1 protein-coding gene and 1 pseudogene are annotated in these 2227 nt (G+C 36.6%); both read left to right on the top strand.

The window, feature by feature from the left end:
- Positions 1-138 precede the first annotated feature (138 nt).
- Entirely contained in the window at positions 139-384 is a 246-nt protein-coding gene (locus BAU16_RS06555; RefSeq protein WP_161526755.1) for a hypothetical protein, read from the top strand.
- Between the two features lie 409 nt (positions 385-793).
- Positions 794-2227, top strand: a pseudogene (locus BAU16_RS06550) (hypothetical protein); the annotation flags it as partial.

Raw genomic sequence — 2227 nt, 5'->3', positions numbered from 1 at the left:
AGGTTATAACGAAGATAGTAGCTCACGGCTACAATAATCACATCCTGCTGAAATTGCTTTCCTTTAAAATGATTCATCGTCATTCCTCCTGCTATCTTTTTCTATTATTCTACCTTATTTGATAGTAGATTTAAAACTTTGCAACAGAACCAGTTCGCCAATAAGTGGGCTGTTAATGAAGATGAATTATCCTACATGATTGAAAACTACAATGCAAAATATAAAAAACAACCTGGAGAAGCTGAGTTGAAACGTGCGAGTAAATATGAAGAATACAAAGTACACGCAGACAACCCGGTACCTAAATTGAAATATTGGAAATGTGTCATCAATGAGTTTGGTGAAATGATGCATGAGGAGATATTGCCGTTGCAGGATAAGTAAAGGATGTTTTGAAGAGCTGAAAAGAGCTAGTTTTTTGGATTCACTGAACAGATTTGGGCCGTTCTCCCCAAGGAAAAAATATAAAGCGGTTTGGAGTTTCTATTTTAGCTTTTCTCAAGCGATTTTTAGAAGCTAAAATTTTGTTAGTAGAAATTAATCTGAGAATTCATCGGGAAGTAATCGTCAACTCTTCAAAGAGTAAAGATGATTACTTTCTTTTTTTGTTATTTATAATTAAATGTTTTATTCTAGAACCAATGCGATAATTAGATTAATAAAACTCCTATAATTAATAACCTAATTCAACCAATATTTATTAAAAAAATTGGTTTGATAACGTTTACTTCAAAGGAGCTAGTGTGTGTTAAAATCTAATTATTGAGTGATTATCAGAAATGAGGGAAGACAAGTGGTAAGTCAGAAGAATTATTATTTCGTTGGGGCTAATATTGATGGGAATGATCAAACGGATCAGTTCGTCAAAGAAGGAAAATGGGTGCTTGGTTGGCTTGGAGAAGAAGAAAATACACAATATAAAAAGATGCGCTCAAAGCTTGATGCAATGAGTCCGGGCGATAAAATTATTATTAAGTCAACTTATACAAAAAAGAATGGACTTCCTTTTGAGAATCCGTCTGGTGAATATGTATCAGTAATGAATCTAAAGGCTTCCGGAACAGTCCAACGAAATCTTAATGATGGGCATACCATCCTAGTAGACTGGGATCGGGAGTTTAAGCCGAAAGAATGGTACTTTTTCACAGGTCGCGAGACAATTTGGAACGTTTCATCATCGCCTTTTGAAGAGGCAAAAAAATTAATTGAGTATGTCGAGAGTGACAACATCCAAGATTATTCGTGGTTTCTAAGTCAACCAGATTGGTCGAAGTATCTGAAGCCAAGAGAAGAAGTTATCTCTAGTGAAGATCTTATGGTATTTCGAGAATATCTCGATAGTTTTATTGAAGTTGTCAACAATAGTCGAGGAAATATTGGGATAGATAAAAACGGAAAAGAAATAGAAAATTATGTAGTTGGTGGTTCCAGAGAGCGAGCAAAGTTGTCTACTGGGCTTCCGCTAGGCAGAAAATTCGCTGGCACTGGCAATAGACTGTATAGGTATCCGTATGTCAATAATGATAATTGGACGGATTTATATTTTGACTGGAAACCAGAGTATTTTGATAAGCCCACTTTATTTGTGTCTATTCCGAATAAGCCGTCGAAGTATTTTAGTCATCCTTTGGAAGAAGGAATCAATGTAACGTTTGGTAAAAATCCGAATAAAGTATTTGGGTATGAAGCTGTGTCTTCAGTCGATGCAATCGACTATGAAGAATTACTAAAGGCAATGATTAAGCTTACGAACCATGAGAAATTTGATGAATCTAGTGAGGAGGAGAGCGAGTCCATGAGAGAAGAGTATTGTAATCCTCACACGAAAGAACTGCTAATCGCCAAGAATCTAATTTTTAGAGGAGCACCGGGAACGGGGAAAACGTTTCTTGCACAGCAGATTGCTGCAGATCTAATTTCTGGTGGACGGACTGCCACATTAGAGGAGCTTACACCGGAAGAACTGAATCAAATGGCTTTTGTTCAATTTCATCCAAGCTATGACTATACTGATTTTGTAGAAGGGTTGCGACCTGTTACGGATGATGAAACGGGTCAAATTGGTTTTGAATTATGTCCTGGTGTCTTCAAAGAGTTTTGTACATTAGCTAGGAAATCAAAGAAGATAGGGGGCATAGATAATTTTGATGAAGCGTGGGAGAAGTTTTTCGAGGCGGTAAATGAAGTTCAAGACAAAACAGGTGACATAACTGCGACATACAACATT

Source organism: Enterococcus sp. JM9B (genome assembly GCF_009933265.1).
GTDB classification, from domain to species: domain Bacteria; phylum Bacillota; class Bacilli; order Lactobacillales; family Enterococcaceae; genus Enterococcus_C; species Enterococcus_C songbeiensis.
This window is presented reverse-complemented; position numbering and strand designations above follow the sequence as displayed.